The 26,108-nt window shown below is 44.7% G+C and carries 21 protein-coding genes; 6 read left to right on the top strand and 15 right to left on the bottom strand.

Going from position 1 to position 26,108, the window contains the following annotated elements; all coding sequences use genetic code 11:
• Positions 1-75: 75 nt before the first annotated feature.
• Entirely contained in the window at positions 76-1,512 is a 1,437-nt protein-coding gene (gene nhaC, locus AB4517_RS06295; RefSeq protein ID WP_017063453.1) for a Na+/H+ antiporter NhaC, read from the bottom strand.
• A 500-nt stretch (positions 1,513-2,012) separates the two neighbouring features.
• Between nhaC and asd the strand changes: the two genes are divergently transcribed.
• Entirely contained in the window at positions 2,013-3,131 is a 1,119-nt protein-coding gene (gene asd / locus AB4517_RS06290) for an aspartate-semialdehyde dehydrogenase (RefSeq protein ID WP_017061186.1), read from the top strand.
• Positions 3,132-3,283: 152 nt separating this feature from the next.
• Here asd and AB4517_RS06285 read toward each other — a convergent pair whose 3' ends face one another.
• Together AB4517_RS06285 and AB4517_RS06280 are read right to left on the bottom strand one after the other, a co-directional pair.
• A complete protein-coding gene (locus AB4517_RS06285; protein ID WP_029235134.1) occupies positions 3,284-4,126 on the bottom strand; it encodes an ion transporter in 843 nt (280 codons plus the stop codon).
• 149 nt (positions 4,127-4,275) lie between these two features.
• Positions 4,276-4,914: a YchE family NAAT transporter gene (locus AB4517_RS06280; protein WP_017061184.1), complete on the bottom strand. Its 639-nt coding sequence runs from the start codon at positions 4,912-4,914 to the stop codon at positions 4,276-4,278.
• 638 nt (positions 4,915-5,552) lie between these two features.
• Between AB4517_RS06280 and adhE the strand changes: the two genes are divergently transcribed.
• The gene (gene adhE, locus AB4517_RS06275) at positions 5,553-8,258 is read left to right on the top strand and encodes a bifunctional acetaldehyde-CoA/alcohol dehydrogenase (protein WP_017061183.1); all 2,706 of its coding nucleotides are present in this window, start codon (positions 5,553-5,555) and stop codon (positions 8,256-8,258) included.
• A gap of 186 nt (positions 8,259-8,444) precedes the next feature.
• On the opposite strand, the gene AB4517_RS06270 is transcribed toward adhE, so the two are convergent.
• The 3 genes from AB4517_RS06270 to sodB all read right to left on the bottom strand — a co-directional run bounded on the left by AB4517_RS06270 (position 8,445) and on the right by sodB (position 10,742).
• Positions 8,445-9,128: an SDR family oxidoreductase gene (locus tag AB4517_RS06270; protein ID WP_372148064.1), complete on the bottom strand. Its 684-nt coding sequence runs from the start codon at positions 9,126-9,128 to the stop codon at positions 8,445-8,447.
• A gap of 278 nt (positions 9,129-9,406) precedes the next feature.
• Positions 9,407-9,910 carry a VC2046/SO_2500 family protein gene (locus tag AB4517_RS06265; RefSeq protein ID WP_261881426.1) on the bottom strand — a complete coding sequence of 168 codons (504 nt, stop codon included), beginning with the start codon at positions 9,908-9,910 and terminating at the stop codon, positions 9,407-9,409.
• A gap of 247 nt (positions 9,911-10,157) precedes the next feature.
• Positions 10,158-10,742 (bottom strand): superoxide dismutase [Fe], encoded by a 585-nt coding sequence (sodB, locus tag AB4517_RS06260; protein ID WP_004734050.1) that lies wholly within the window; start codon positions 10,740-10,742, stop codon positions 10,158-10,160.
• A gap of 269 nt (positions 10,743-11,011) precedes the next feature.
• Between sodB and AB4517_RS06255 the strand changes: the two genes are divergently transcribed.
• Together AB4517_RS06255 and AB4517_RS06250 are read left to right on the top strand one after the other, a co-directional pair.
• Positions 11,012-11,350 carry a Grx4 family monothiol glutaredoxin gene (locus AB4517_RS06255; RefSeq protein WP_004741702.1) on the top strand — a complete coding sequence of 113 codons (339 nt, stop codon included), beginning with the start codon at positions 11,012-11,014 and terminating at the stop codon, positions 11,348-11,350.
• A gap of 98 nt (positions 11,351-11,448) precedes the next feature.
• Positions 11,449-12,078 carry a DsbA family protein gene (locus AB4517_RS06250; RefSeq protein WP_372148063.1) on the top strand — a complete coding sequence of 210 codons (630 nt, stop codon included), beginning with the start codon at positions 11,449-11,451 and terminating at the stop codon, positions 12,076-12,078.
• Between the two features lie 190 nt (positions 12,079-12,268).
• Here AB4517_RS06250 and AB4517_RS06245 read toward each other — a convergent pair whose 3' ends face one another.
• Together AB4517_RS06245 and rnt are read right to left on the bottom strand one after the other, a co-directional pair.
• The gene (locus AB4517_RS06245; protein ID WP_048611564.1) at positions 12,269-13,594 is read right to left on the bottom strand and encodes a Na+/H+ antiporter family protein; all 1,326 of its coding nucleotides are present in this window, start codon (positions 13,592-13,594) and stop codon (positions 12,269-12,271) included.
• Between the two features lie 65 nt (positions 13,595-13,659).
• On the bottom strand, positions 13,660-14,304 hold the full coding sequence (rnt, locus tag AB4517_RS06240) for a ribonuclease T (protein WP_017061178.1): 645 nt from the start codon (positions 14,302-14,304) through the stop codon (positions 13,660-13,662).
• A 188-nt stretch (positions 14,305-14,492) separates the two neighbouring features.
• Between rnt and motY the strand changes: the two genes are divergently transcribed.
• Positions 14,493-15,374 carry a flagellar protein MotY gene (motY, locus tag AB4517_RS06235; protein WP_017063457.1) on the top strand — a complete coding sequence of 294 codons (882 nt, stop codon included), beginning with the start codon at positions 14,493-14,495 and terminating at the stop codon, positions 15,372-15,374.
• Between the two features lie 95 nt (positions 15,375-15,469).
• Here motY and AB4517_RS06230 read toward each other — a convergent pair whose 3' ends face one another.
• Both AB4517_RS06230 and gloA read right to left on the bottom strand, forming a co-directional pair.
• The gene (locus tag AB4517_RS06230) at positions 15,470-15,904 is read right to left on the bottom strand and encodes a DUF2753 domain-containing protein (protein WP_004734047.1); all 435 of its coding nucleotides are present in this window, start codon (positions 15,902-15,904) and stop codon (positions 15,470-15,472) included.
• Positions 15,905-16,104: 200 nt separating this feature from the next.
• Positions 16,105-16,521 (bottom strand): lactoylglutathione lyase, encoded by a 417-nt coding sequence (gene gloA / locus AB4517_RS06225; protein ID WP_004734046.1) that lies wholly within the window; start codon positions 16,519-16,521, stop codon positions 16,105-16,107.
• Positions 16,522-17,286: 765 nt separating this feature from the next.
• Between gloA and AB4517_RS06220 the strand changes: the two genes are divergently transcribed.
• Positions 17,287-20,040: a cation-transporting P-type ATPase gene (locus AB4517_RS06220; protein WP_017061173.1), complete on the top strand. Its 2,754-nt coding sequence runs from the start codon at positions 17,287-17,289 to the stop codon at positions 20,038-20,040.
• Between the two features lie 180 nt (positions 20,041-20,220).
• Here AB4517_RS06220 and nth read toward each other — a convergent pair whose 3' ends face one another.
• The 5 genes from nth to rsxC form a co-directional block, all read right to left on the bottom strand.
• Positions 20,221-20,856: an endonuclease III gene (gene nth, locus AB4517_RS06215; protein ID WP_017061172.1), complete on the bottom strand. Its 636-nt coding sequence runs from the start codon at positions 20,854-20,856 to the stop codon at positions 20,221-20,223.
• Positions 20,857-21,020: 164 nt separating this feature from the next.
• Positions 21,021-21,713 carry an electron transport complex subunit E gene (locus AB4517_RS06210; protein WP_012603531.1) on the bottom strand — a complete coding sequence of 231 codons (693 nt, stop codon included), beginning with the start codon at positions 21,711-21,713 and terminating at the stop codon, positions 21,021-21,023.
• Positions 21,713-22,342 carry an electron transport complex subunit RsxG gene (gene rsxG / locus AB4517_RS06205; RefSeq protein WP_017061171.1) on the bottom strand — a complete coding sequence of 210 codons (630 nt, stop codon included), beginning with the start codon at positions 22,340-22,342 and terminating at the stop codon, positions 21,713-21,715. The genes AB4517_RS06210 and rsxG overlap by 1 nt, the downstream gene beginning before the upstream one ends.
• A gap of 13 nt (positions 22,343-22,355) precedes the next feature.
• Positions 22,356-23,402: an electron transport complex subunit RsxD gene (rsxD, locus tag AB4517_RS06200; protein ID WP_017063459.1), complete on the bottom strand. Its 1,047-nt coding sequence runs from the start codon at positions 23,400-23,402 to the stop codon at positions 22,356-22,358.
• Positions 23,402-26,104: an electron transport complex subunit RsxC gene (gene rsxC, locus AB4517_RS06195; RefSeq protein WP_372148062.1), complete on the bottom strand. Its 2,703-nt coding sequence runs from the start codon at positions 26,102-26,104 to the stop codon at positions 23,402-23,404. The genes rsxD and rsxC overlap by 1 nt, the downstream gene beginning before the upstream one ends.
• Positions 26,105-26,108 lie beyond the last annotated feature (4 nt).

Here is a 26,108-nt window from a genome sequence, read left to right as displayed (position 1 = left end):
GAGCGCCCTAGGGCGCTCTTTTTGCATTTAACCATTAACGTTTTGAGTTATGTTCGAAAGCGTTAGCTCCTGAACTTAAGCTTGTTGCTTGCTTAACTCTGTTGCTTCTTCAGCTTCAAACGCTGGTGCTGTTGGTTCACACTTATCAACGAACCAACCCATGTAAGATGTCACGATAGTCACGATGATACAGATGAAGCTTAACCACATGAACGGTGCGTAAGACAGCGTCGCAACACCAAGAATACTCGCCATGTAGATACCGTTATCACTCCACGGAACCATACCCGACGTTAACGTGCCACCAAACTCAGCATTACGCGATAGGTTCTTACGTTTGTAGCCTAAACGGTCGTAGTTTTTCGCACAGATTTTTGGTGTAAGGATTAACGATACGTACATTGCAGAACCGAATACGTTACCCATGAAAGCCGTACCAATTGTGCTAGTCGCTAGTGAACCTGCGCTGTTTACGCGGCGCTCAAACACCTTAGCGATTGTCTCTAGTACGCCCACTTTATCCAGTAAGCCACCAAAACCTAGACCAAATACGATAACCGCAACTGAACCCAGCATTGAAGACATGCCGCCACGGTTAAGAATCGAATCAATAAACTCTACGCCAGATGAGATTGAGAACGGTGCCCAAGCCGTGTTGAATGCCGTTAGGAAGTCGATATCTTGGATCATGACTGCCCAGATAATACCCAGCAGAGAACCAAAACTGATGACCGGGAATGAAGGCATACGGAAAGCCAACAGACCAAGCACGATAAGTACCGGAACGAATGAGTAAGGCGTGATGTAGAACTGAACTTCCATTGCTTTGATTACAGAGTCTACTTGGCTCATGTCAACGTTGCCCGCGTAGTGGAAACCAAACGCAGTAAACATGATGCCTGTAATCACGTAGCTGATTAACGCAACTGGAAGCATGCCCTTGATGTGTTCAACCACTTCAACACCAGACATTGAAGAAGCCAGAATCACTGAATCAGAAAGAGGAGACATCTTGTCACCGAAGTAACAGCCTGACAGCACGGCACCTGCAGTAATCGGTGCTGGAACACCTAGGCCTTGGCCGATACCCATCATCGCGATACCTGCTGTACCCGCAGCACCCCAAGAAGTACCGGTCGCCAATGCAGTTAGAGAACAGATGATCATGGTCGCTAAAAGGAAGATAGAAGGGTGGATAGCTTTCAGACCATAGTAAATGATAGTAGGTACGATCCCGCCTGAGATCCAAGTACCAACAAGAGCGCCAACGGCTAAAAGTATTAAAACCGCGCCTAAGCCATTGGATATTCCTTTGAGTGCTGCTTTTTCTAAGTCTTTGTATTGGTGTCCAAGACGAATACCAAGAACCATGATAATGAACCAGCCAATATACAAGGCAAGTTGAATTGGAAGGTCAAGCTTTGCAGTAAAGGAAAAAGCAAGGGATAGAAATAGTCCTAACGCGATGAATACCTGCAATAGGTTCGGTAGGCGAGTTTTACTCTGCTTCATAAAAGCCTCTTGTGATTTCGAGCATTTATAGTGCTTCGTTATAGTGTGTGGTGCAAAACGGACACTACAGTAATTAGTTTATTATATCGAAAAAATACGCCCAAGTTGTAATATTTGACTGTTAACTCAATCAATTGTGGTTTCATAATCTAAATTTTTGTTACATTCATGATTGTTACATGTTGAAATCTGTCGCACGTTGTTTTCGTTTTGTAAAATAAAACTCTGATTAACCTTGGTTTAAAAGAGGGATTTACTGTTTGTGATGAGCGTCGATTGAATCGACTTTGGCGATGTAAATGTTTGAATTTGACGATAATGGACGCTTAATCAATGAGGTGGAGATGGAATGTCGATACAGAGATAACTGCACGATTCATTACGTTCACTTAAAAGAAACGAAAAAGTTACACTTTTTGACAAAAAGCACTTGAGTTCTGTTTCTGAAAAACTTATAGATGGGGGAGAGCAATTTTTAATTTATACATGGAGAGTGAGCGATGAGAGTAGGTCTAGTTGGTTGGCGCGGTATGGTTGGTTCTGTACTGATGCAACGTATGGTTGAAGAGAAAGACTTCGACTTGATTGAGCCTGTTTATTACAGCACATCTCAGATTGGTATTCCTGCCCCTGTTTTAGGTGGTAAAGATGCGGGTCTACTTCAAGACGCTTTTGATATTGATAGCCTAAAACAGCTTGATGCTGTGATTACCTGTCAAGGCGGCGATTACACATCAAAAGTATACCCAGCACTGCGTCAAGCAGGTTGGAAAGGTTACTGGATTGATGCAGCATCTACTCTGCGTATGGATGCTGATTCAATCATCACTCTTGATCCTGTTAACTTGGCTCAAATCCAGCAAGGCATTCACAGCGGCACCAACACGTTCGTTGGCGGTAACTGTACTGTGAGCTTAATGCTTATGGCTCTAGGTGGTCTGTACGAGAAAGGCATGGTTGAGTGGATGAGTGCCATGACTTACCAAGCAGCTTCTGGTGCGGGTGCTAAGAACATGCGTGAGCTGATCTCACAAATGGGTGTGATCAACGACAGCGTAAGTTCTGAGTTAGCAAACCCTTCAAGCTCAATTCTTGATATCGATAAGAAAGTGGCTGATACGATTCGTTCATCTTCATTCCCAACAGACCAATTTGGTGCTCCGCTTGCAGGCTCACTGATTCCTTGGATCGATGTGAAGCGTGAAAACGGTCAGAGTAAAGAAGAGTGGAAAGCCGGTGTTGAAGCGAACAAGATTCTTGGTCTAGATGGTCAGCCAATCCCAATTGATGGTACTTGTGTACGAATCGGTGCAATGCGTTGTCACGCTCAAGCACTAACGATCAAGCTTAAGCAAGACGTGCCAATGGACGAGATCGAAGAGATCATCGCAACGCACAATGATTGGGTTAAAGTGATTCCTAATGACCGCGACATCACGGCACAGGAGCTAACACCAGCGAAAGTAACAGGCACAATGTCTGTACCTGTCGGTCGTCTGCGTAAGATGTCGATGGGTAACGACTTCCTAAACGCCTTCACGGTTGGTGACCAACTACTTTGGGGTGCTGCAGAACCACTACGTCGTACTCTACGCATAATCCTTGCTGAGAAATCGTAATAGGCAAGATTGCTTAAATTCTATTAGCTGATAAACCGAAAGGGTTGACGACAAACGTCAACCCTTTTTAGTTTATTGCTACCTCGTTATTCGGCCCTCGAAACTGCCCTTAAATCTCTTCGCATCTCGCTACTCGAATCTCGTGTCTGCTTTTATTTCTCGTCGGTGACGACACGCTTGTCTGGATCCGCTAATTCGCTAGCACAGTGCTTGCAATACATGGCGTCTGAATCATGACCCGCTCGGTTACAATTCGGGCACTTAACCAACTCTTTGTGCGAGTTCATCTCATTACTGAGTTCTGCAGTAATGATCCCGGTTGGCACTGCTAAGATAGAGTAACCCAATAGCATGGTCAGTGATGCTATGGCTTTACCAAGCGCGGTCTGCGGCACCATGTCACCATAACCTACCGTAGTGATAGTCACGATGGCCCAATAGATACTGTGAGGAATACTGGTGAAGCCATTGTCAGGACCTTCAATAACAAAGATCAAGGCGCCAAAGATAACCACCAAGATGCCGACGGTGCTAAAGAAGATCAGTATCTTTCGTCGTGCCATTAATAGTGAGCGCAACAGAATATTGGAATCTTGCAGGTAGCGAACCAGCTTTAGAATTCGGAAGATACGCATCACACGCAGCAGTCTCACCACACCCATAAATGAAGCGCCTGGGAAGATGATTGCTAGGTAGGTCGGAAGAATCGCCAATAGGTCAACGACACCATAAAAACTGGTGGCGTAAGATTTTGGCTTTGGGGAGCAATAGAGCCTTAACAAATACTCAAGAGTGAAGAGTGCAGTGAAGGTGTATTCGATATAACGCAGCTGTTGTGACCATTCGGTCATCACATTAGGGATGGATTCTAAGATCAGAACCAACAGCGAAGCCAAGATTGCAACGATCAGAGTTATATCAAATGCACGTCCGGCTGGCGTGTGAGTACCAAAGATAATGACGTACAAATGATGCTTGAGTGGCTTGCGTGACATAAGGAGAGGTTCGTCTTCTGTTAAATGCATTAACAGTCATTATACAAGCTTCATAATAACGAGGCGAGTGAAAGCCCAATTGCTTTACTCGCCTCATCTATATTTCAATATTGTTGCCCTTTATAGAGCAACCGAAATGTTGTTAAACGTTATGCCAAGCCTGGGAACAGATTACGTAGGCCATTGGCGATGAACTCGATGCCCAATGCGCCAAGAATCAGACCCATGATACGAGTGATCACGTTGATACCCGTTTGACCTAAAAAGCGAACGATAACCGGCGCTGAACGGAACAAAAGCCAAGAGCACGTTGCGAATGCGATGATGCTAATGCCGATGCCGACCGTATCAATAGCAGCAGGGTAGCGAGAACCATAAACAATGGTCGAGCTGATTGCACCTGGGCCTGCCATTAGCGGCATAGCAAGTGGAACAACGCCGATCTGCTCTTTGCTGATGTATTCAGACTTCTCTTGTTTGTTCTGCTTATCTTCACCGAGCTTACCGCTCATCATCGAAAATGCGATGCTCAATAACAGTAAGCCACCAGCAACGCGGAATGAATCCAACGAGATGCTAAACATATCAAGAAGCATTTGCCCTGCAACAAGTGACATAATCAAGATCACGGCAACAGCAATATTTGCTTGTAAGGCTGTCCTGTTCCTCTCTTCTGGCGGCATATGAGCAGTAAGAGAAACAAAAACAGGCATGATGCCGATTGGGTTTACGGCAGCAACAAGCCCAAGGAAGAATTGCATAAAAATTGCGAGTTCTAAGCCTTGCATGAGAGCGATCTCCAGTTAGCGTACTTAAGGTTGAAGGGTTGATCTGTGAATAGTTTAGGCGCGTAATGTAAGGGACAAACTCAATTTACGCGAATGAAAAAAACTAACTTGAAATGGGTGATTCTTTTTAGAAAAACTAATTGAATCTCACTTTTGTTTTAAGCCTGTTGCAAGCTAGTTGGTAGTGTTTCATTTTGTAATTTATTATTGAATAACTGTTAACCGACGCACGAAATTAATAAAAATTATGTCAGAATCTAGCCCGTACAACGCTATGGATATACTCTCAGTAGCACGAATATAGCTGTATACATGTAATTTAACGGACTAAAAATGAAACTTTTTTACAGTTTATTACGCTATGTAGAAAAAAGTTGTCTGTTTGCTTGTTTTTTGCGCGAACGAAAAGTGTGAGTTTAATCTATATAAATCATGCTCTTAAGTTCATTTTTGCGATTGCCTTACTACTTTCTGGTTAATTCTTTTTGGGTAACTGATCTGGGTCAATTTTTTTCACACAGTGAAATAATATACTCAGCCCTGAAAGCAATTTACTAAGAACGCTGGTGTTTAAGGTTAACGGCAAGCAGCGAATTTAATAAAAAGTTTTTAATATTTATTATTTTAGGAGATCCACCATGCCTGTAACTAACTTAGCGGAACTTGATGCTCTAGTAGCTCGCGTTAAAGCAGCACAAGAAGAGTTTGCAACATTCTCTCAAGAGAAAGTAGACGCAATCTTCCGCGCAGCTTCTCTTGCTGCTAACCACGCTCGTATTCCACTTGCTCAACAAGCAGTTGCTGAATCTGGAATGGGTATTGTTGAAGATAAGGTTATCAAAAACCACTTTGCATCTGAATTTATCTACAACAAATACAAAGACGAAAAAACATGTGGCATCTTAGAAGAAGATGACAACCTAGGCACAATGACTATCGCTGAGCCTGTAGGTATCATCTGTGGTATCGTTCCAACAACGAACCCAACTTCTACAGCAATCTTCAAATCTCTAATTTCTCTTAAGACACGTAACGGCATCATCTTCTCGCCACACCCACGTGCAAAGAACTCAACTAACGACGCAGCGAAACTAGTTCTAGACGCAGCTGTTGCAGCTGGTGCTCCAAGAGACATCATCGGTTGGATCGACCAACCATCTGTAGAGCTTTCTAACGCGCTTATGAAGCACGACGGTATCGCACTTATCCTTGCTACTGGTGGTCCAGGCATGGTTAAAGCAGCATACTCTTCAGGTAAGCCTGCTATCGGTGTTGGTGCTGGTAACGTTCCTGTCGTTATCGATGAAACAGCTGACATCAAACGTGCTGTAGCATCTATCCTTATGTCTAAGACTTTCGATAACGGTGTAGTATGTGCTTCTGAGCAAGCTGCAATCGTAGTTAGCGAAGTATATGACGAAGTTAAAGAGCGTTTCGCTTCTCACAAAGCTCACGTTCTATCTAAAGCTGACGCTGATAAAGTACGTAAAGTTCTGCTTATCGACGGCAACCTAAACGCTAAAATCGTAGGTCAACCTGCTCCAGCAATCGCTGAAATGGCTGGTGTTAAAGTTCCTGCTGATACAAAAGTACTTGTAGGTGAAGGTCTTGGTAAAGTTTCTTACGATGACGAATTCGCTCACGAGAAACTATCTCCAACTCTAGGTCTATTCCGCGCAGATGACTTCGAAGACGCAGTTGCTCAAGCGGTAACTATGGTTGAAATCGGTGGTATCGGTCACACATCTGGTCTTTACACTAACCAAGATACTAACGCAGACCGCATCCGTTACTTCGGTGACAAGATGAAGACTGCTCGTATCCTAATCAACATCCCGACTACTCACGGTGGTATCGGTGACCTGTACAACTTCAACGTTGCACCTTCTCTAACTCTAGGTTGTGGTTCATGGGGTGGTAACTCTATCTCTGAGAACGTAGGTCCTAAGCACCTTATCAACAAGAAAACTGTAGCGAAGCGAGCTGAAAACATGTTGTGGCACAAACTACCTAAGTCTATCTACTTCCGTCGTGGTAGCCTTCCAATCGCAATGAGCGACCTAGAAGGTAAGAAACGCGCATTCCTAGTAACTGACCGTTTCCTATTCAACAACGGTTACGCAGATGACGTAGTTAGCTTGCTTAAAGCACAAGGCATCGAAGTTCAAACTTTCTTCGACGTAGAAGCGGATCCAACGCTATCTGTTGTTGAGAAAGGCGCTGAAGCAATGAAGAGCTTCCAACCTGACGTAATCCTTGCTCTAGGTGGCGGTTCTCCAATGGATGCTGCTAAGATCATGTGGGTTATGTACGAGCACCCAGAAACTCACTTCGAAGAACTAGCAATGCGCTTTATGGACATCCGTAAACGTATCTACAAGTTCCCTAAAATGGGTCAAAAAGCTGAGCTTGTATGTATCACTACAACTTCAGGTACAGGTTCAGAGGTTACTCCATTCGCTGTTGTTACTGACGACAAGACTGGTGCTAAATACCCACTAGCTGATTACGAAATCACGCCAAACATGGCTATCGTTGATGCGAACCTAGTAATGAACATGCCTAAGTCTCTAACAGCGTTCGGTGGTTACGATGCAGTAACTCACGCTCTTGAAGCTTACGTATCTGTTCTAGCGAACGAGTACTCAGACGGTCAAGCTCTTCAAGCTCTTAAGATGCTTAAAGAATACCTACCATCAAGCTACAAAAATGGTGCGGCTGACCCAATAGCTCGTGAGAAAGTACACAACGCAGCAACTATCGCTGGTGTAGCATTTGCGAACGCATTCCTAGGTGTGTGTCACTCAATGGCTCACAAAATTGGTGCTGAGTTCCACCTACCACACGGTCTTGCTAACGCACTACTTATCTCAAACGTTGTACGTTACAACGCGAACGATAACCCAACTAAGCAGACTGCATTCTCTCAGTACGACCGTCCACAAGCACGTCGTCGTTACGCTGAAGTTGCTGACCACCTAGGCCTAAGCCAAGCTGGTGACCGTACAGCTCAGAAGATTGAACGTCTACTGACTTGGTTAGAAGAGCTTAAAGTTGACCTAGACATCCCACTATCTATCCAAGCTGCGGGTGTTAACGAGTCTGACTTCATCGCTAAACTAGACGAGCTAGCTGTTGAAGCGTTCGATGACCAGTGTACAGGTGCTAACCCACGTTACCCTCTAATCACTGAGCTAAAAGAAGTTCTAACAACTTCTTACTTCGGCCAACCATACGTTGAAGGCGAAACTTTCGAAGGTACTACAGTTATCCTTAAGAAAGCAGACCAAAAGCCAGCTGAAGCGAAAGCGCCAAAAGCTAAAAAAGAAAAAGCTAACGCATAATAAGTAAGCATTAGTTTTGAGATAAGTTTTCGCTAGCACGATACTTATCTATCGGGAAAAGATGAAAGCCCCAGTCGAGAGACTGGGGCTTTTTTTATGTTTGGTTCGTTTGTAAAACGGATTGAGAGGCAATAGCTCTGCTACTTAATATGAGCTGAGCCAGTCATGTTCAATTGGAATAGGGAGTTAAACCTCTGCCGCGACAACTCGCCCACTGAAGTAGTCATTCGAGACAATGTATTCGGTTGTTCTGGTCAGCTCGTCTTGCAGCTGCGCCCAGTGACATCGGTTGAGCTTGCCATCGGAGTTATGAACGGCGGGAGCAACGCCACCGACTCGAATGCCAAAGGGAGTCAGCTCTTTCGCCCAACTATGGGTAAAGCCAGTGATCATTGAGTTTGCGCTCTCTAAGCCAGACACATCGTGAAAGTCATCATGAGATATCACATTCACAATCACGCCTTCCTTATCTTCCTCTCGCAATCTCTCAGCACTGATTTGCCCAAATGCGAACAGGGTCGATGCCATCGATGAGAGATCATTAATAAAGCTGCTCACAGGCTGATCGCCAATTAGGCTAGGCATTGGGGAGCTTATCCAGTTATTGACCAGCACATCGGGTGTCGTGTTGAAGGTGGTTTGAATAAAATCATATACGCTGAGAATCGCTTGGCTGTCATTGCCTTTGAGCGTGTAGTGGTAAACAGAGTCAGAAAACCGGGCACACTGTAGATACGTCGCTTTAAGTGCTTCCGTGTCTTTATCACAAAGGATGACGGTGGCTCCAAGGTTAACAAAGTGGTTCGCAATCGCCCCCCCCAGTCGCGAGCCGGCAGATGTCACCAATATGATTGAGCTTTTTATTTCCATCCCAGTACCTAAACAAATCGTCCATGTCGGATAAGGATGGGTTAAAATTTATACAACGGGTGTGAATTGGTTCAAACTAAGGTGTGCCAATTAATAAGTTTTTATGAACTTAGTGGCACGTCACATTTTGTAGTAACTTCAAGCGGTAAACGACATCAGGTGTTTTTAGGTTGCCTAAGGCTAGTGGTTCATATCATTCGTGTGAATACTTTGAAGTGTGCGAGTTAGTCGAAGAAGAGCTATGGATAGACAGCGAAAAAGGGAAAGGTAGGCGACCGCTATACTTGAGCTTGAATTTGATACTGACGTTGCGCGGTGGTTAGCTCATTGTAGAGCGTGGCATGTGGCAAATCAGGTAAATGCTTGTTTGCGAGTTTGCGTCGGTCATGACCAGAAAGGTTTTGGTAAACCTCTTCGGGTAAGTCGGCTGTATCTTCAGGCATGAAGGCAAGCGCTTCAGGTTTCAAGTAATGGCTGAGTTTGGCGCTGGCAAGGCTAGCTTGATGAAAATGATTAGATTGCTGAGCTGAAATCTCATATGAAGACTGGTTTGAACGCAGTTGTTGAGGTTCTGCTACGCCAAATTGTTTGCGCAGGCGATCTTCATTTGTCTCTGTGATTTCAATGGTGTCAATTGGCGTGCAATCACGGACATCATTAGAAAACATAGATAACAGCAACGCGAAATCTGCACGGCGACCTTGCTCAACCGCTTGGCTGATCCCGATGCCGAACTTCAGTTCGTTGATGATTCCTGCTTTGTCTAAAGTATGTATTTGCATGTCGCCTCTCATTGGATACACCTTTAACGGCATGGAGTCGGCAAACTTTAGTGTTTAATTACAGGCAAATAGAGAATTTATGTAGGGTTGGGAAGAAGGCTATCAATAGTTCGAGAAGTAAGCGCTATTGGCGGGTTTATTACGAAATGTTTAGATTTTGTGGAACACGACAGATACAAAAAAGCTCACGCCGAGGCATGAGCTTTCAATAGATAACTCGCTATAAATAGCGCAGCGTAAGCAATAATTACTTAGCTAGGTTCTCTTCTACGAAAGACCAGTTTACTAGGTTCCAGAATGCAGCCATGTAGTCAGGGCGAACATTGCGGAAATCGATGTAGTAAGCGTGTTCCCATAGGTCAACAGTTAGAAGTGGAGTAACACCTTCTTCTGTTAGAGGAGTAGCAGCGTTAGAAGTGTTAACGATGTCTAGAGAACCGTCAGCTTTCTTAACTAACCAAGTCCAAGAAGAACCGAAGTTGTTGATTGCTGAATCAGTGAATTTCGCTTTGAATTCTTCGAAAGAACCGAATGCAGCGTTGATAGCTTCTGCAACAGCGCCAGTTGGTTCGCCGCCTGCTTTAGGAGCAAGACAGTGCCAGTAGAACGTGTGGTTCCAGATTTGAGCAGCGTTATTGAAAACACCACCAGTAGAAGTCTTAACGATCTCTTCTAGTGTTTTGCCTTCAAACTCAGTACCTGGGATAAGACCGTTTAGCTTAACAACGTAAGTGTTGTGGTGCTTACCGTGGTGGAAATCTAGCGTTTCTGCTGAGATGTGTGGTTCTAGCGCGTCTTTCGCGTAAGGAAGAGCCGGTAGTTCAAATGCCATTGCTCAATTCTCCATTGATATGAAAGAGTTAACTCTTTCGATTGCTTCCAGTGATATTATTATTCATGGCTCGCTATACTGCCAACCATGGTCAATTTGCTGACTTGCGATATAGTTTAGCAAGTTTTTACTTTATTAAAAGCTTATTTCATCACTTTTGTGTGAATTGTTAGCTTAGCTTGTTACCCGCTTTTTTTATATGGTTTTTATTCTTTTAGTTTGGGGTAGAATAAAGGCAATAAAAGCCGTAATCCATTAACGAGGAAGCAATGGAAACTATCGATAAAATCAAACAGCAAATTGAAGAAAACACTATTCTACTGTACATGAAAGGTTCTCCTAAGCTACCTAGCTGTGGTTTCTCTTCTCAAGCGTCTCAAGCTCTAATGGCATGTGGCGAAAAATTTGCTTACGTAGATATCCTACAAAACCCTGATATCCGTGCAGAGCTTCCTGCTTACGCACAGTGGCCAACTTTCCCACAACTTTGGGTTGAAGGTGAGCTAATCGGTGGTTGTGACATCATTCTTGAGATGTTCCAAAAAGGCGAACTTCAGCCAATCATCAAAGAAGCAGCGGCTAAAGTTGCTGGCGATGACGCTGAATAAGTTCTAGCCTTTGCGCTGAATAGTTAAAATGAGGGGCCTTAATCAGGCTCCTTTTTTGTTTGAATTGATCGAATCATTGACTCGATAAGGAATGAACAATGAACGTAAAACTTCATTATGTGCATGATCCAATGTGCAGCTGGTGTTGGGGTTACAAGCCAACACTTGAGTTATTGAAACAACAATTGCCTGCGAGCATTGAGTTTAACTATGTAGTGGGTGGTTTGGCTCCGGATTCTGATGAGCCAATGTCAGAAGAGATGAAAGGCAAGCTGCAAGCGATTTGGAAGCAGATCGAAGCTAAGTTGGGTACTGAGTTTAACCATGATTTTTGGACAGAGTGCCAACCTGTTCGCAGTACTTACCCTGCGTGCCGTGCCGTGATTGCTGCAGGTTTTCAAGACCACTACGAAGCGATGCTTGAAGCGATTCAACATGCTTACTACCTTCGTGCGATGTTGCCACATAGCCAAGACACACATTTGCAGTTGGCTGAAGAGCTAGGTATGAATGTTCAACAGTTTGAAAATGACCTTTCTAGCAAGTTATTGGAAAGTGAGTTAGATGACCAGCTAGGCTTTAAAGAAGCGATGGGTGTATTTTCTTACCCGACCTTAATGCTTGAAGTGAACGGCATCTTTAGTGAAGTTGAATTGGATTATCATTCAACGGAAGCGACGCTTAAGTCTATTCGCGAAATTTTAGTGAGTAATGTTCCCACTGCGTAATTCAGCGAGAGTCATCTGTATTCGCAATGATTTCTGAGGCTTACTCATCAGAGTAAGCCTTTTTTGTTTGGTGTCGCTAGTTCAATGAGAGTGAGCGGAAGGAAGAGTAGAATGAATCTCAGAGACAAAAAAGACCGCACGAGGCGGTCTTTATAAAAGTGAGTGTAGGGCTCTTTAACTACAAACCTAATTACAGAACCATGGCTGCAATCCAACCGAATACGATCAGTGGGATGTTGTAGTGCAGGAATGTTGGAACTACGGTTTCCCATACGTGCTCGTGTTGACCATCAGCATTTAGACCAGACGTTGGACCTAATGTTGAGTCAGAAGCCGGAGAGCCCGCATCACCAAGTGCTGCAGCTGTACCTACTAGGGCGATTGTTGCCATAGGCGAGAAGCCAAATGCTGCTGCTAATGGAACGTAGATAGTTGCAAGGATTGGAATCGTAGAGAACGAAGAACCAATGCCCATAGTAACCAATAGACCAACAATTAGCATAAGTAGTGCTGCTAGAGGCTTGTTGTCGCCAATACTTGTTGAAAGTGCTTCAACCAGAGATTCAACGCCACCTGTTTGCTTCATAACTGCCGCGAAACCTGCCGCTGCAATCATGATGAAACCGATCATTGCCATCATGTGAACGCCCTTGGTGAAGACATCTTGTGTCTCTTTCCAAGCAATGACGCCACCGAAGGTAAATACCATGAAACCCGCTAGAGCACCGATGATCATAGAGCCCGTCGACAGTTGAACTGTTAGCGCAGCTACGATACCCGCCGCTGCAACTAAGATGTGCTTCTTGTTGATCTCTTTCACTTCTGTTGAAACAACAGTGTGAGAGGTTTCTTTGTATTGGCGAGGCTTACGGTAAGTAAAGAATACTGCAGTAAGAAGACCGAAGATCATGCCCGCAGCGGGTAACAACATCGCCATTGGCACTTGGCTTGCTACTACGTTTTCAAGACCATTGTCGTGAAGGTTTTTAAGCAGAATGTTGTTTAGGAAGATGCCACCAAAACCAATCGGTAGCACCATGTAAGGTGTAATCAGACCAAAAGTAAGTACACACGCAACTAGACGGCGGTCTAGGTTCATTTTTGCGAATACGCCTAGTAGAGGTGGGATTAAGATTGGGATGAAGGCGATATGTACTGGAATCACGTTTTGCGAAGACATAGTCACTAAGATCAACGACGCAAGGATGCCGTATTTAAGACCAGTCGATGCCGCACTGTTCTCTTTGCCGTGAATGCGTTTGATAACACTTTGAGCAAGGAGATCTGTGATACCAGAACGTGAGATAGCAACAGCGAATGTACCAAGCATAGCGTAGCTAAGTGCAATCGTTGCACCGCCGCCTAATCCACTTTCGAAAGCCGCGACTGCGTCGTTCAAGCTCATACCAGAGGCTACGCCACCGATAATTGCACTGAACGTCAGAGCAACGACTACGTTTACGCGCATCAAAGCTAAAACAAGCATGATGCAAACTGAAATTACAACAGGATTCATATTATTCTCGGGATGTTGTGTTTTTTATGAAGGCAATACGAAAAAACGTTTACCGACTCTATTTTTTATTCTTCGTCAACAAGAGGCCAACCACCAAGGGCTTTCCATTTGTTTACAATGCCGCAAAATAACTCTGTGGTTTTTTGCGTATCATACAAAGCAGAGTGTGCTTCTTTGTTGTCAAATTCCATCCCTGCAGTGCGGCAAGCTTTAGCCAAAACGGTTTGACCGTAGGCAAGACCACTAAGAGCTGCAGTGTCAAAAGTAGCAAATGGATGGAAAGGGACGCGTTTAAGCTTACAGCGCTCACTTGCCGCATTAACGAAGTTCAAATCGAATGTAGCGTTGTGAGCAACCATGATTGCGCGACTGCAATCTGAAGCTTTTTGTTCTTTTCTCACTAGCTTGTAGATTTCTTTAAGGGCTTCTTGTTCCGACACAGCACCACGTAATGGGCTAAATGGGTCTTTAATTCCGTTAAAGTCTAATGCTGCCTGCTCTATATTTGCGCCTTCAAAAGGCTCAATGTGAAAATGAAGCGTTGATGCAGGGTGCAGATCTCCGTTCTCATCCATTTTTAATGTAATGGCACAGATTTCTAATAATGCATCGGTTTCAGCGTTAAACCCTGCGGTTTCCACGTCGATGACCACTGGAAAATAGCCGCGAAAGCGTTTTTTTAGGGTCAGAGCTTCGTTTTCTACAGTCATGTTAGCCCAAATAAGTGTGATTAAGGCTGCATTATTGCAGATAATAGCAGTGATAAAAACTAGGGAAGGGCAATAAATCATAAATTACCTAACCCATTACGGCTTGATAATTGCATATTTGAACGTGAGAGAAAAATGCGGCAATTGGCTGCATTGTTAAACGAATTGCTTAAGAGATACTCCACTTTATGAAGAAACAACTCATAACAGGTTCAATGCTATTTTCGCTACTTGTGTCGTCATCGGTCATGGCACAAGAAAAGCGTTACGGAGCATCTCCTCAACAGTCGACATGGGAGATGGTGGCCAACACGCCACTAGAATGTCGCTTGGTTCACCCAATTCCAAACTTTGGTGATGCTGAGTTCTCATCTCGCGCGAGTAAAAAAATCATTTTGGACTTTGAGCTTAAAATGCGTCGCCCAATGGGTGCGACGCGTAATGTCAGCTTGATTTCGATGCCGCCACCTTGGCGTCCGGGTGAAAGTGCTGATCGCATGACAACCATTAAGTTCTTCCAACAATTTGATGGCTATGTCGGTGGTCAAACAGCTTGGGGCATCTTGAGTGAGTTGGAGAAAGGGCGTTATCCGACATTCAGCTACCAAGAGTGGCAGAGCCGAGATCAACGTATCGAAGTGTCGTTGTCGTCAGTGCTATTCCAAGAAAAATACAATGTGTTCAGTGACTGTGTTGCTAATCTGCTGCCTTACAGCTTTGAAGATATCTCTTTCACTATTTTGCATTACGACCGCAACAGCGATCAGCTTAATAAATCGTCGCGTAAAAGGCTGAGCCAGATTGCTGATTACGTTCGCTATAATCAAGACATCGACCTTGTGCTGGTGGCAACGTACACCGACTCTGTCGACAGCAAAGGGATTAGCCAAAACCTTTCAGAGCGCAGAGCGGAATCGTTAAGAGAGTACTTCAAATCTCTAGGCTTGCCAGAAGATCGTATTCAAGTACAAGGCTATGGTAAGCGTCGTCCGATTGCAGACAATAACTCGCCAATTGGTAAAGACAAGAACCGACGTGTTGTGATCTCTTTAGGTCGTACACAGGTTTAAGCTAAACAATAGCTTGTTTTGAAATGACAAAGCCCGTCTTGATGACGGGCTTTTTTATGTTTTAGATTTGGAGTCGTTGTTTGGACGTAACTTGTTTAGTTCAAGCGGAAGCGGGCGATCATTTCACAGTTGGTCGCGGTATCGATCTTCTCCACCATAGAGGCAATTTTAGGGTTTGGGTGGCGTTTCATGAAATCGATCAGCGCTTTCTTACAGCAACCAATAGAATCGATAAAGCTTGAACATTGAGTATTAGGGCACTGAGGGATCAGTGTGAGTACCTTTTCGGAAGCCAGTTGAAGATACTTGAGCTCGTATTCAGTGTCGCCAGCCCAACGCCAGAATTGAGCAAGATTGTGGCAAGAAATCACCGAGATCAGTAAGCGTTCATCGGCTTGAATATCGGTGCGTTCTGTAATTTCTTCACTTAAGTTCAAAGCCTGCTGATAATGAAGAATACTTCGTACAGGATCGTCGAGCTGCAATGCAGTATCGGCAAGTAACGTGTGTTTTTCCCATTCGCTAATCATTGTATTACCTCACTAATCAATAGGTGGTTAATTTAAATGATAATCATTATCATGTAAAGTTTCATCAATGAGATTGTTAAGAATAATTGGTAAAGAATATCGATTATGGTGAGAGTGATAAAAAAGAAGCGAGCATAGTGCTCGCTTCGTTTTTCATTTCATCAGGCGTTCAAACTCAACTTCTCAAAGAGGTTAAGGAATTAACCTTCTAGACCTGCGCTTGCTTGTTTGTTCTGAATCAGCTCAATCATGTAGCCATCAGGATCTTTAACGAACGCAATGTGTGTAGAGCCGCCTTTAACCGGACCCGCTTCTCGCGTTACGTTGCCGCCAGCTGCTTTAATCGCATCACACGTTGTGTAGATGTCATCAACACCGATAGCAACGTGACCAAAAGCAGAGCCAAGATCGTATTCCGTGGTGCCCCAGTTGTAAGTCAGCTCAATCACTGCGCCTTGAGATTCGTCGCCAAAGCCAACGAAAGCCAGTGTGTATTCGTACTCTTTGTTTTCGTTCTTACGTAATAGCTGCATGCCCATTACATTGGTGTAGAACTCGATAGACTTGTCTAGATCACCCACGCGTAGCATGGTGTGTAAAATACGACCGTTTGACATGATTTGCTCCTAGCTTGTTATTGGTTGTTTCTTTTATAGCACTATATATGAGCAAGCTCATAAGCAACACCAAAGAGATGATGAGTTTGGTCATATTTTCTTATTCTCATCATCTATCTTACTCTCCCCCTCTGCCTTTTTTCTTATTTGTATTACAAGAAATTAAAGAGCGACGGCCTTATTAATTTGTCAGTCACTAGCGCTTAATTCGCAGTTTTGCATAAATAGTAAGTTTGAGTGTTGGTCTTTTTTGTAATGGCCAAGAATGGCCTTGGTTGTTGAATTGTGACTTATATCTCCATCTTGTTGCTGATTTCCTTTCGTTTTTACAATTGGCATCTAACTTTCCATTTTATCAATTTATGATTACGCCAACATCTCCCTGTTTATAGAAAGGTTATTCCGATGTTTTACTTCGTTATTAAGGAATTTTCGATAAAATACGCCGATAACCAATGGTTTTTACGAAAATGCAAAGGGTGTCTATTTTTTGTGCTTATCTTTTTTAAACAATAGTTTGGGCTTGTATTGTTTGTTTTATGTTTTATGTTTGATGTGGTTGTGTTTTCAAAGTAGTTGTCAAGTGTGTATCAAGTGTATCTTTTGCGATCTTTGCTAAATAGACAATCCTTACTATATAGTTTTTCAAGCGCACCAAATCGACTAAATATTCACTTTTGATTTGTGCGATTTTTCTATCACATAAGAATAAGTATTATTTTATTACATTAGCCTCGGCGTGAGGCATTGATGTGGAGTACTCAAATGACGAGTAAATGGTTTACACAACAAAGTTCAGATGTTTTAAACGAACTGAACGCAGATCAAACGACAGGTTTATCAACTTCTGAAGCGGATGCACGCTTAGAGAAGCACGGCACTAACGAACTGACTGCACAAGAGTCAGCTTCTGCGTGGGAACTGTATATTCATCAATATAAAAACCCACTGATTTTTATTCTAGCTGTTGGTGCAATCGTTTCTTGGTCTACTGGCCACGCGATTGATGCTATGGCTATTGCAGTGATTATCCTTATCAATACTGGTATCGCGTTCTGGCAAGAATTTAAAGCTCAGAAAGGGATGGAAGCGCTAAAAGAAATGGCAGCTCCAGAAGCCGAAGTGATGCGCGATGGTAAATGGATCAGTGTTCCAGCTAAAACCCTCGTTCCTGGTGACATCATCAAAATTAATACTGGCGATATTCTGCCTGCTGATGTTCGTATTCTTGAGTCAAACCGTCTGACGGTAGATGAGGCTGCACTGACCGGTGAATCTGAGCCAGTGAATAAGCAGTCTGAACGCCTTGAAGATGAGACCCTTGGTCTTGGCGATCAGAAGAACATGGGCTTCATGACAACAATCGTGACTACAGGTACAGGCCTTGCTGTGGTAACAAGCACAGGTATGCAAACTGAAGTTGGTCACATCGCTGATATGATGAACCAAACGGAAGAGACGAAAACACCAATGCAAGAGCGTATGGACACCATCGCACTCGCATTATTGGTTGTTGCTCTTGTGGTTGTTGCTATTGTTTGTGCTATCGGTGTTTACCACGGTATGCCATGGTTAGAAATCCTAACAACAGGTATCTCTTTATCGGTTGCCGCTATTCCTGAAGGTTTACCAACGGTGGTTACTATCGTATTAACGATGGGCTCGACTAAGATGGTTAAGAATAATGCTTTGGCTAAACAGCTAGCAGCAATCGAAACGCTTGGTTCTACAACCGTTATCTGTTCAGATAAAACCGGTACGCTAACACAAAACCAAATGCAGGTGATGAAAGCGTACGATGTGTCTGGTCGTTACTGGGATGTGTCAGGTAAAGGTTTTGATCCTAAGGGTGAATTCATTACCAAAGGTCACAATGTCGAAGCGACAAACAGCCCTGCAATGATGAAAGGTCTTGTTGTTGCAACGCTTTGTAACGATGCTGAATATGTAAATGCTGATGGTAAATGGACGGTTCGTGGCAACCCGACAGAAGGTGCACTAATTGTTGCAGCTGCAAAAGCAGGTCTTAAACAAGATGAAATGCTATCAACGGGTGGCTACTCAATCGTTAAGAAGTTCCCGTTCGATTCTGGTCGTAAGATGGCTTCTGTTATCGTTCGTGACCCACAAGGTAAGCACTTCCTAGCATTGAAAGGTGCGCCAGATGTTGTTCTTGGTAAATCAACCAGCTTCATGGTTGACGGTGGTTTCGTACCAACGGTTGGCTGTGAAGTTTCAGGCAACTTGGCTCTCGATACCGCACCGTCTCAAGAGCTTCATTTAAACTTTGAAGCGGCAATCCAAACCTTTGGTGGTGATGCTCTGCGTACACTTGCCGTTGGTTTCCGTGAATTAAAAGAAGAAGAGCTTGAGTTAGATTTCCCTGAGCTTGAAAAAGACGTCAGCATCCTGGGTATCTATGGCATCATGGATCCACCACGCCCAGAAGTACGCGATGCAGTAAATAGCTGTTATAGCGCTGGTGTTCGTACGGTAATGATTACCGGTGACCACGCAGTCACGGCAGCAGCGATTGCTCGTGAAATCGGAATCATCCGTAGCGAAGACGATCTAGTGGTAACGGGTGCTGAGCTTGACCAAATGGATGACGAGAAGCTGTTGTCTATCTGTTCTCAGGTTGCAGTATTTGCCCGTGTTACTCCAGAGCACAAGCTGCGTATCGTAAAAGCGCAGCAAGAGAACAATGAAGTTGCCTCTATGACCGGTGACGGCGTGAACGATGCGCCAGCACTGCGTCGTGCAGACATTGGTGTTGCGATGGGTATTACAGGTACGTCTGTTGCGAAAGACTCAGGTGACCTTATCCTGTTGGATGACAACTTCAGTACTATCGTGAAGGCGGTACGTCAGGGTCGTCAAATTTTCGATAACCTACGTAAGTTTATCCGCCAAGCACTTACAGCGAACGTGGGTGAGGTTTCGGTAATCCTATTTGCATTCCTACTCATGGGACCAGATGTAGTACTTCCGCTAACTCCACTAATGATTTTATGGGTTAACCTCGTTTCTGATGGTCTACCAGCACTCGCACTCGGTGTTGAGCCAGAAGAGAAAGATCTCATGGAGCGTAAGCCAGGCAAACGTGACCAAGGCTTCTTCTCTAATGGTCTAGGCGCTCGTATCCTAACTCGTGGTCTCGCATTAGGTGGTCTAAGCTTTGTGACATTCTCTTACGCACTCGACGGTGGTTACAGTGCTCAATACGCACAAACCGTTGCGTTTTTAACACTGATCTTTGCTCAACTTTGGAGCTTGTTCGATGCACGTACGTTTACAACGATTTATCGTAAGAATCCGTTCACTAACCACTACCTACTTGGTGCGGTGGCAGTATCGGCTATCTTGTCTTTAAGCGTTGTGTACACAAGCTTCGGTCAGTTGGTATTCAGCACAGAAGCGCTAGAGTTTAATCACTTAATATCGTTAATCTTCATTGCAGCAGTACCAACATTTGTTCTATCTGCTATCAAAGAAGTGACTAAAGTGGAGTTTATCTAAGACAGACTTCTTAGCTAAATAATTGAATCCCGCCATAAAAGGCGGGATTTTTTATGCCTGTTGTCTTGGGAACGCAGAATTAGAAGTGAAAACTTATGTAGAGGCGGATTCTAGAGAGTGGCAATAAAAAAGCAGCGCTTTAAGCGCTGCCGTATTGATTAATCGTTGTGAACGGAAAGACTAATCTTCGCTCTTTTCTTTGAATTCACAGAGGTCTTCAATGATACAGCTGCCACAGCGTGGTTTACGTGCGACACAGGTGTAACGTCCATGAAGAATGAGCCAATGGTGGACATCCAGTTTGAATTCTTTTGGGATAACTTTAAGTAGTTTTGCTTCGACATCGTCGACGGTTTTACCCATCGCTAGCTTAGTGCGGTTTGATACACGATAGATGTGAGTATCAACGGCAATGGTTGGCCAACCGAATGCGGTATTTAACACTACGTTTGCTGTTTTACGACCGACACCTGGAAGGGCTTCTAATGCAGCGCGATCTTCCGGTACTTCACCATTATGTAGGTCAAGCAGCATACGACACGTTTTGATGGTGTTTTCTGCTTTTGAGTTAAATAGGCCGATGGTCTTGATATACTCTTTTAAGCCATCAACACCTAGGTCGAAAATTGCTTGCGGAGTGTTGGCTAAAGGGTACAGCTTATCCGTCGCCTTGTTCACGCTGACATCGGTTGCTTGTGCAGACAATAGAACGGCAATCAGCAGCTCGAATGGGCTGTTCCAGTTAAGCTCAGTCTCTGGCTTTGGATTGTTTTCTCTTAAACGCTCAAGTATTTCTACTCGTTTTACATTGTTCATAGCGACATTACTTTCAAATAGTTAGGGCATGAAGCTTGGATTGCTTCTGCTTTATCATCGGTTACGCGCTCTTATGAGCGTCATTATTATATGTACTGTTTAGATCTGATTTCCCCCGCTGAGTGGTTGAGCTAACTCAGCGAGGTTTAAGCTAATTTAACTTATTAGGCATTGGTAACGCGAGCGCGTTCAATGACTGGTTTTTCTTGTTTTGGTTGTCTAGATTTTGCTTGGTTATCGATGATATTTTTCAAAGCAATTAAGAAACCAACACCAATGAAGGCACCCGGTGGAAGCAGGGCTAACAAGAAGCTGTTATCAAATTGGAATATCTGGATTCGTAACACCGAAGCCCAGTCACCAAGCAGCAGGTCTGCGCCATCAAATAGGGTCCCGTTACCAATAATCTCACGCATCGCACCTAACACGACCAATACTGATGTCATGCCTAGACCCATCCAGAAACCATCTTGAGCCGCTGGTAGCACTTCATTTTTTGAAGCGAAGGCTTCCGCACGACCAATGATGATGCAGTTGGTTACGATCAGCGGGATGAAGATACCCAAAGAGAGGTAAAGCCCATAGGCGTAAGCGTTCATCAGCAATTGAACACAGGTTACTAGCGAGGCAATGATCATTACGAATACTGGGATACGTACTTCTTTTGGCACATGATTACGAACCAAAGAAACAGAAACGTTTGAGCCGACCAGTACAAGCAAGGTAGCAATGCCTAGCCCAAGTGCGTTAGTGACTGTTGACGATACAGCCAGCAGCGGACATAACCCAAGAAGTTGCACTAGGGCAGGGTTATTGGCCCACATGCCATTTTTGATCAATGTTTTATGGTCACTCATTATTCACCACCACAATTTAGAGGTTGAGCAAGCAATGCTTGGTTGTTTTGGTTAACGTACTGGACCGCTTGTTTGACTGACTTCACGACTGCTCTTGGCGTGATAGTAGCGCCAGTAAACTGGTCAAAATCACCACCGTCTTTACGAACCTTCCAACGGTCTAGATTAGAATCCGTCACTTGCTTACCTGCAAACGAAAGAATCCAATCACTCACACGCAGATCAATCTTATCACCCAAGCCCGGAGTCTCTTGGTGAGAAAGCACGCGAGTACCTAAAATAGTACCGTCAGTTTTCATTCCAACAATGACTTTAATCGCGCCATTGTAGCCGTCTGGTGCAATCGCTTCGATCGCAATCGCGCTTGGCTCACCATTAAGCTTAGCAATGTAAGCCGGCATCGCTTGCTCAGTACCAAGCTCTTCTGCTTGAACCAAAGTACAAGACGAAAACAGCTCGTTGTCGTGCTGATCGTGTGGGATCACTTGGTTAAGAACAGACAGTAACTGAGCCTGTTCTTGTTGTTTGATCTGATCTTTGGTCAGGTAGTGAGTTACCGCGACCAAACCCGTCGAAGCACACGCAAAAATCGCGAGTACAAGGCCGTTTTTCTTAATTGCATTTAGCATGGTATCCGCTCCCTTAGTGACCGTATGTGCGAGGTTTGGTGTAGTAGTCAATCAGTGGAACACACATGTTGGCTAACAATACAGCAAACGCCACGCCATCAGGGAAACCACCCCAACTGCGGATGATAAAGACTAAACCGCCGATCAGAGCGCCAAACACTAAGCGACCTTTGACTGTCGTGGATGCTGAAACTGGGTCGGTTGCAATAAAGAATGCACCAAGCATAGTCGCGCCAGACAGAAGGTGAATGGTTGGAGAAGCGGTTTCACCAGGAGTGAGCACTAAGAACACTAAGCTAAACAGAGTAAGACTGCCGATGAAAGCCACAGGGATATACCATTGAATAACACGTTGCTTAATCAGCACTAAACCGCCGATTAGGTAAGCAAGGTTTACCCACTCCCAGCCTACGCCAGCTAACCAACTAAATTGAGGTTGAGATAGTGCTTCTGAGGCAGTATTGCCTGCCGTTAATGCCGTTTTGAATGCATCAAGCGGCGTCGCCATTGTGGTGCCATCAATGCCAAGGCGTGCTTGTTGCAGAGACAAACCTTCGTTATTGAAGCCAGTAAAGATCATCAAGAATGAGTCAATAAAGCTTGTTGCTTCTGCTGTCAGGCTCGCGGGAGCATTCCAACTGGTCATTTGAACTGGGAATGAAATCAGCAAAACAACGTAAGCGACCATCGCAGGGTTAAATGGGTTCTGCCCTAGACCGCCGTATAAGTGTTTCGCGATAATAATAGCGAAGAACATACCAATGACGAGGATCCACCACGGAGAGTGTGGGGGAATCGCGACACTCAGTAGCCAAGCGGTTACAACAGCACTGTAATCACGCAGTGCCATTACTGGCGGGCGTTTTCTCAATAGCATGACGGCTGCTTCAAAGGTAACAGCAAGTGCAATAGCAAATACTAACTGGATGAGGGTACCCCATCCAAAGAAGTAGGTTTGAGCTAGTAGACCTGGCAATGCACAAATAGCCACCCATTTCATTAGATCTGGGGTGCTTCTACGGCTATGCGCGTGCGGTGAGCTGGCGATAAAGAAGGCCACTACTCTTTCTCCTCATTGTTCTTTTTATCTAGCTCTTGCTGTGCTTTTCTTGCTTTAGCACGAGCAATAGCGGCAGCAACGGCTGCTTTTTTAGGGTCAACAGCTTCAGATTGAGTTTCAGCTGCCACTTCGAGCACTGGCTCTGGCGTTTCTACTGTTTCGTCTTGTTTCGCTTGCTGGGCTTTTTTCGCTTTAGCACGAGCGATAGCTGCAGCAACAGCAGCTTTCTTCGGATCGACCTGTTCAGATTGAGTATCAGTTTCTACTTCAACTACTGGTTCAGATGTTTCTGCTTGCTTAGCTTGCTGTGCTTTTTTTGCTTTAGCACGGGCTATAGCGGCAGCAACAGCAGCTTTCTTCGGATCGACCTGTTCAGATTGAGTATCAGTTTCTACTTCAACTACTGGTTCAGATGTTTCTGCTTGCTTAGCTTGCTGTGCTTTTTTTGCTTTAGCACGGGCTATAGCGGCAGCAACGGCGTCTTTCTTAGCATCGCCAGAACTTCCAGCTTCAGTTTCAACTGCAGGTTCAGGAGCTTCGGTTGTTTCTTGTGTCGCTTGCTGTGCTTTCTTAGCCTTAGCGCGAGCGATGGCCGCAGCAACAGCAGCTTTCTTAGGGTCGACTTGCTCCGATTGAGTCTCGGTTTCAACTTCAACCACTGGTTCAGATGTTTCTGCTTGCTTCGCTTGCTGGGCTTTTTTGGCTTTAGCACGAGCGATAGCGGCAGTAACAGCATCTTTCTTGGCATCGCCGGATTTTTCAGCAGGAGCTTCAGCAGCAGATTCAGCTTGTTGAGCTTTCTTGGCTTTAGCACGAGCAATGGCCGCAGCGACAGCATCTTTCTTAGCATCGCCAGAGCTTTCAACAGGAGCATCCGAAGCAGATTCCGCTTGCTGTGCTTTCTTCGCTTTAGCGCGAGCAATCGCAGCAGCAACGGCGTCTTTCTTCGTATCGCCTGAGCTTTCTGCAGGAGTATCGGCTGCTGCTTGTTGTGCCTTGCGCTCTCTCGCTTGACGCTTGCGCTCTTCACGCAGTTTAGACACTTCAGAGTTGTCTGGTTCAGCGCCTTCCGCTTTTTGAGCTGCAGCTTGTTTCGCTTTTGCCTTCGCAATAGCGGCAGCAACCGCAGGTTTCACTGCTGGTTCTTCATTCGGAGCCTGATCCGCAGCGGCTTTTTGTGCTTTAACACGAGCAATCGCAGCAGCAATAGCATCATCACCGCCGGATGTTTTCATATCTTTACGGCGGTTATCTGCGGCTTTTTTAAAGCGGTTTTCACGTTCGGCTTTATCACGCTCCATACGAGCGTTCTTCTCTTCAAAACGAATCTTGGCGCGTTCTGCAGCAGCGGCTTCATCTTTTCGAGTTTTGATTTCAGCTTTTGCTTGGCGATAGTACTGAACAAGAGGGATTTCGCTTGGGCAGACAAATGCACATGCACCACATTCAATACAGTCTTTAATATTTAGCTCTTCACACTTATCCAACTCGTTGGCTTTGGCGTGCCATTGCAGTTGTTGAGGAAGTAGAGACGCAGGGCAAGCTTCAGCACATGCGCTGCAACGGATACATTCCATCTCGTAAGTGCTTGGTGAGATCTCACGACGCGTTGGCGCCAAAATACAGTTCGACGTTTTGGTGATTGGCACATTGGCATGCGGCAAGGTAAAGCCCATCATCGGGCCGCCCAAAATTAAACGCGGCAGTTTTTTATCTGCTTTGTAGCCAAACTCTTCAAGTAACTCATGTACTGGTGTGCCTAATAGCGCCCAAACGTTACGAGGTTGCTTAAAGGTTTTACCGGTTAATGTCACAACGCGGTTAACCACAGGTTCGCCGTCAATTACCGCTCGCTTAATCGAGTAAAGAGAGCCGACGTTCTGAACCAAAACACCAATGTCTGCAGGAATGCCGCCAGCTGGAACCTCTTTGTTGGTGAGGATCTTGATAAGTTGCTTCTCACCACCAGAAGGGTATTTGGTTGGGATAACGCGAATGACGATATCTTTGTCTTTCGCTGCAATCTCAAGTGCTTTTATCGCATCTGGTTTGTTGTCTTCAATGCCGATAACCGTCAGCTTTGGTTGAAGAATGTGTTCAACCACTTCGATGCCTTTTAATACTTCGTCGGCATGTTCTTGAAGCAACTTGTCATCAGAGGTGATGTAAGGTTCACATTCCGCAGCGTTGACGATCAAAATGTCGGTACGACCTAAGCCTGATTGAAGCTTCTTAGCCGTAGGGAAACCTGCGCCGCCCATGCCTGAAATACCAGCTTGGCGAATCACATCAAGCAGTTCGTCAGAAGTCTTTGTCGAAAAATCTTCAACTGGATTTTTTTCAATCCAAGTGTCTAGGCCATCAGGTTTAATAACCACGCATATTTCGCTCAAGCCTGAAGGGTGAGCGGTAGTTCGCGGTTCGATAGCGGTAATCACACCCGATGTTGGTGCGTGTACTGGCAAAGTAAAACCTGTGTCTAAGGCCGTAAGTTGCTGACCTTTTAACACAGTGTCGCCAGCAGCAACCAATAGGTTCCCCGGCTTACCGATGTGCTGTTTCACAGGAAGAACGATTTCTTCTGGAAGCCTTGCATGGACGATATCAGTAGTATTCGACTGTTTCTTGTTTTCAGCAGGGTGCACGCCACCAGGGAAGTTCCAAATAGAGCCCGTGCGAATTTGTTCAATTAAAGAGATCATACTA

Origin of the sequence: Vibrio sp. 10N.222.52.C3 (assembly GCF_041474195.1) — a bacterium.
Classification (GTDB): Bacteria; Pseudomonadota; Gammaproteobacteria; order Enterobacterales; family Vibrionaceae; genus Vibrio; species Vibrio crassostreae_C.
Note: the sequence above shows the minus strand (reverse complement) of the source record. Positions and strands in the feature narration are given on the sequence as shown.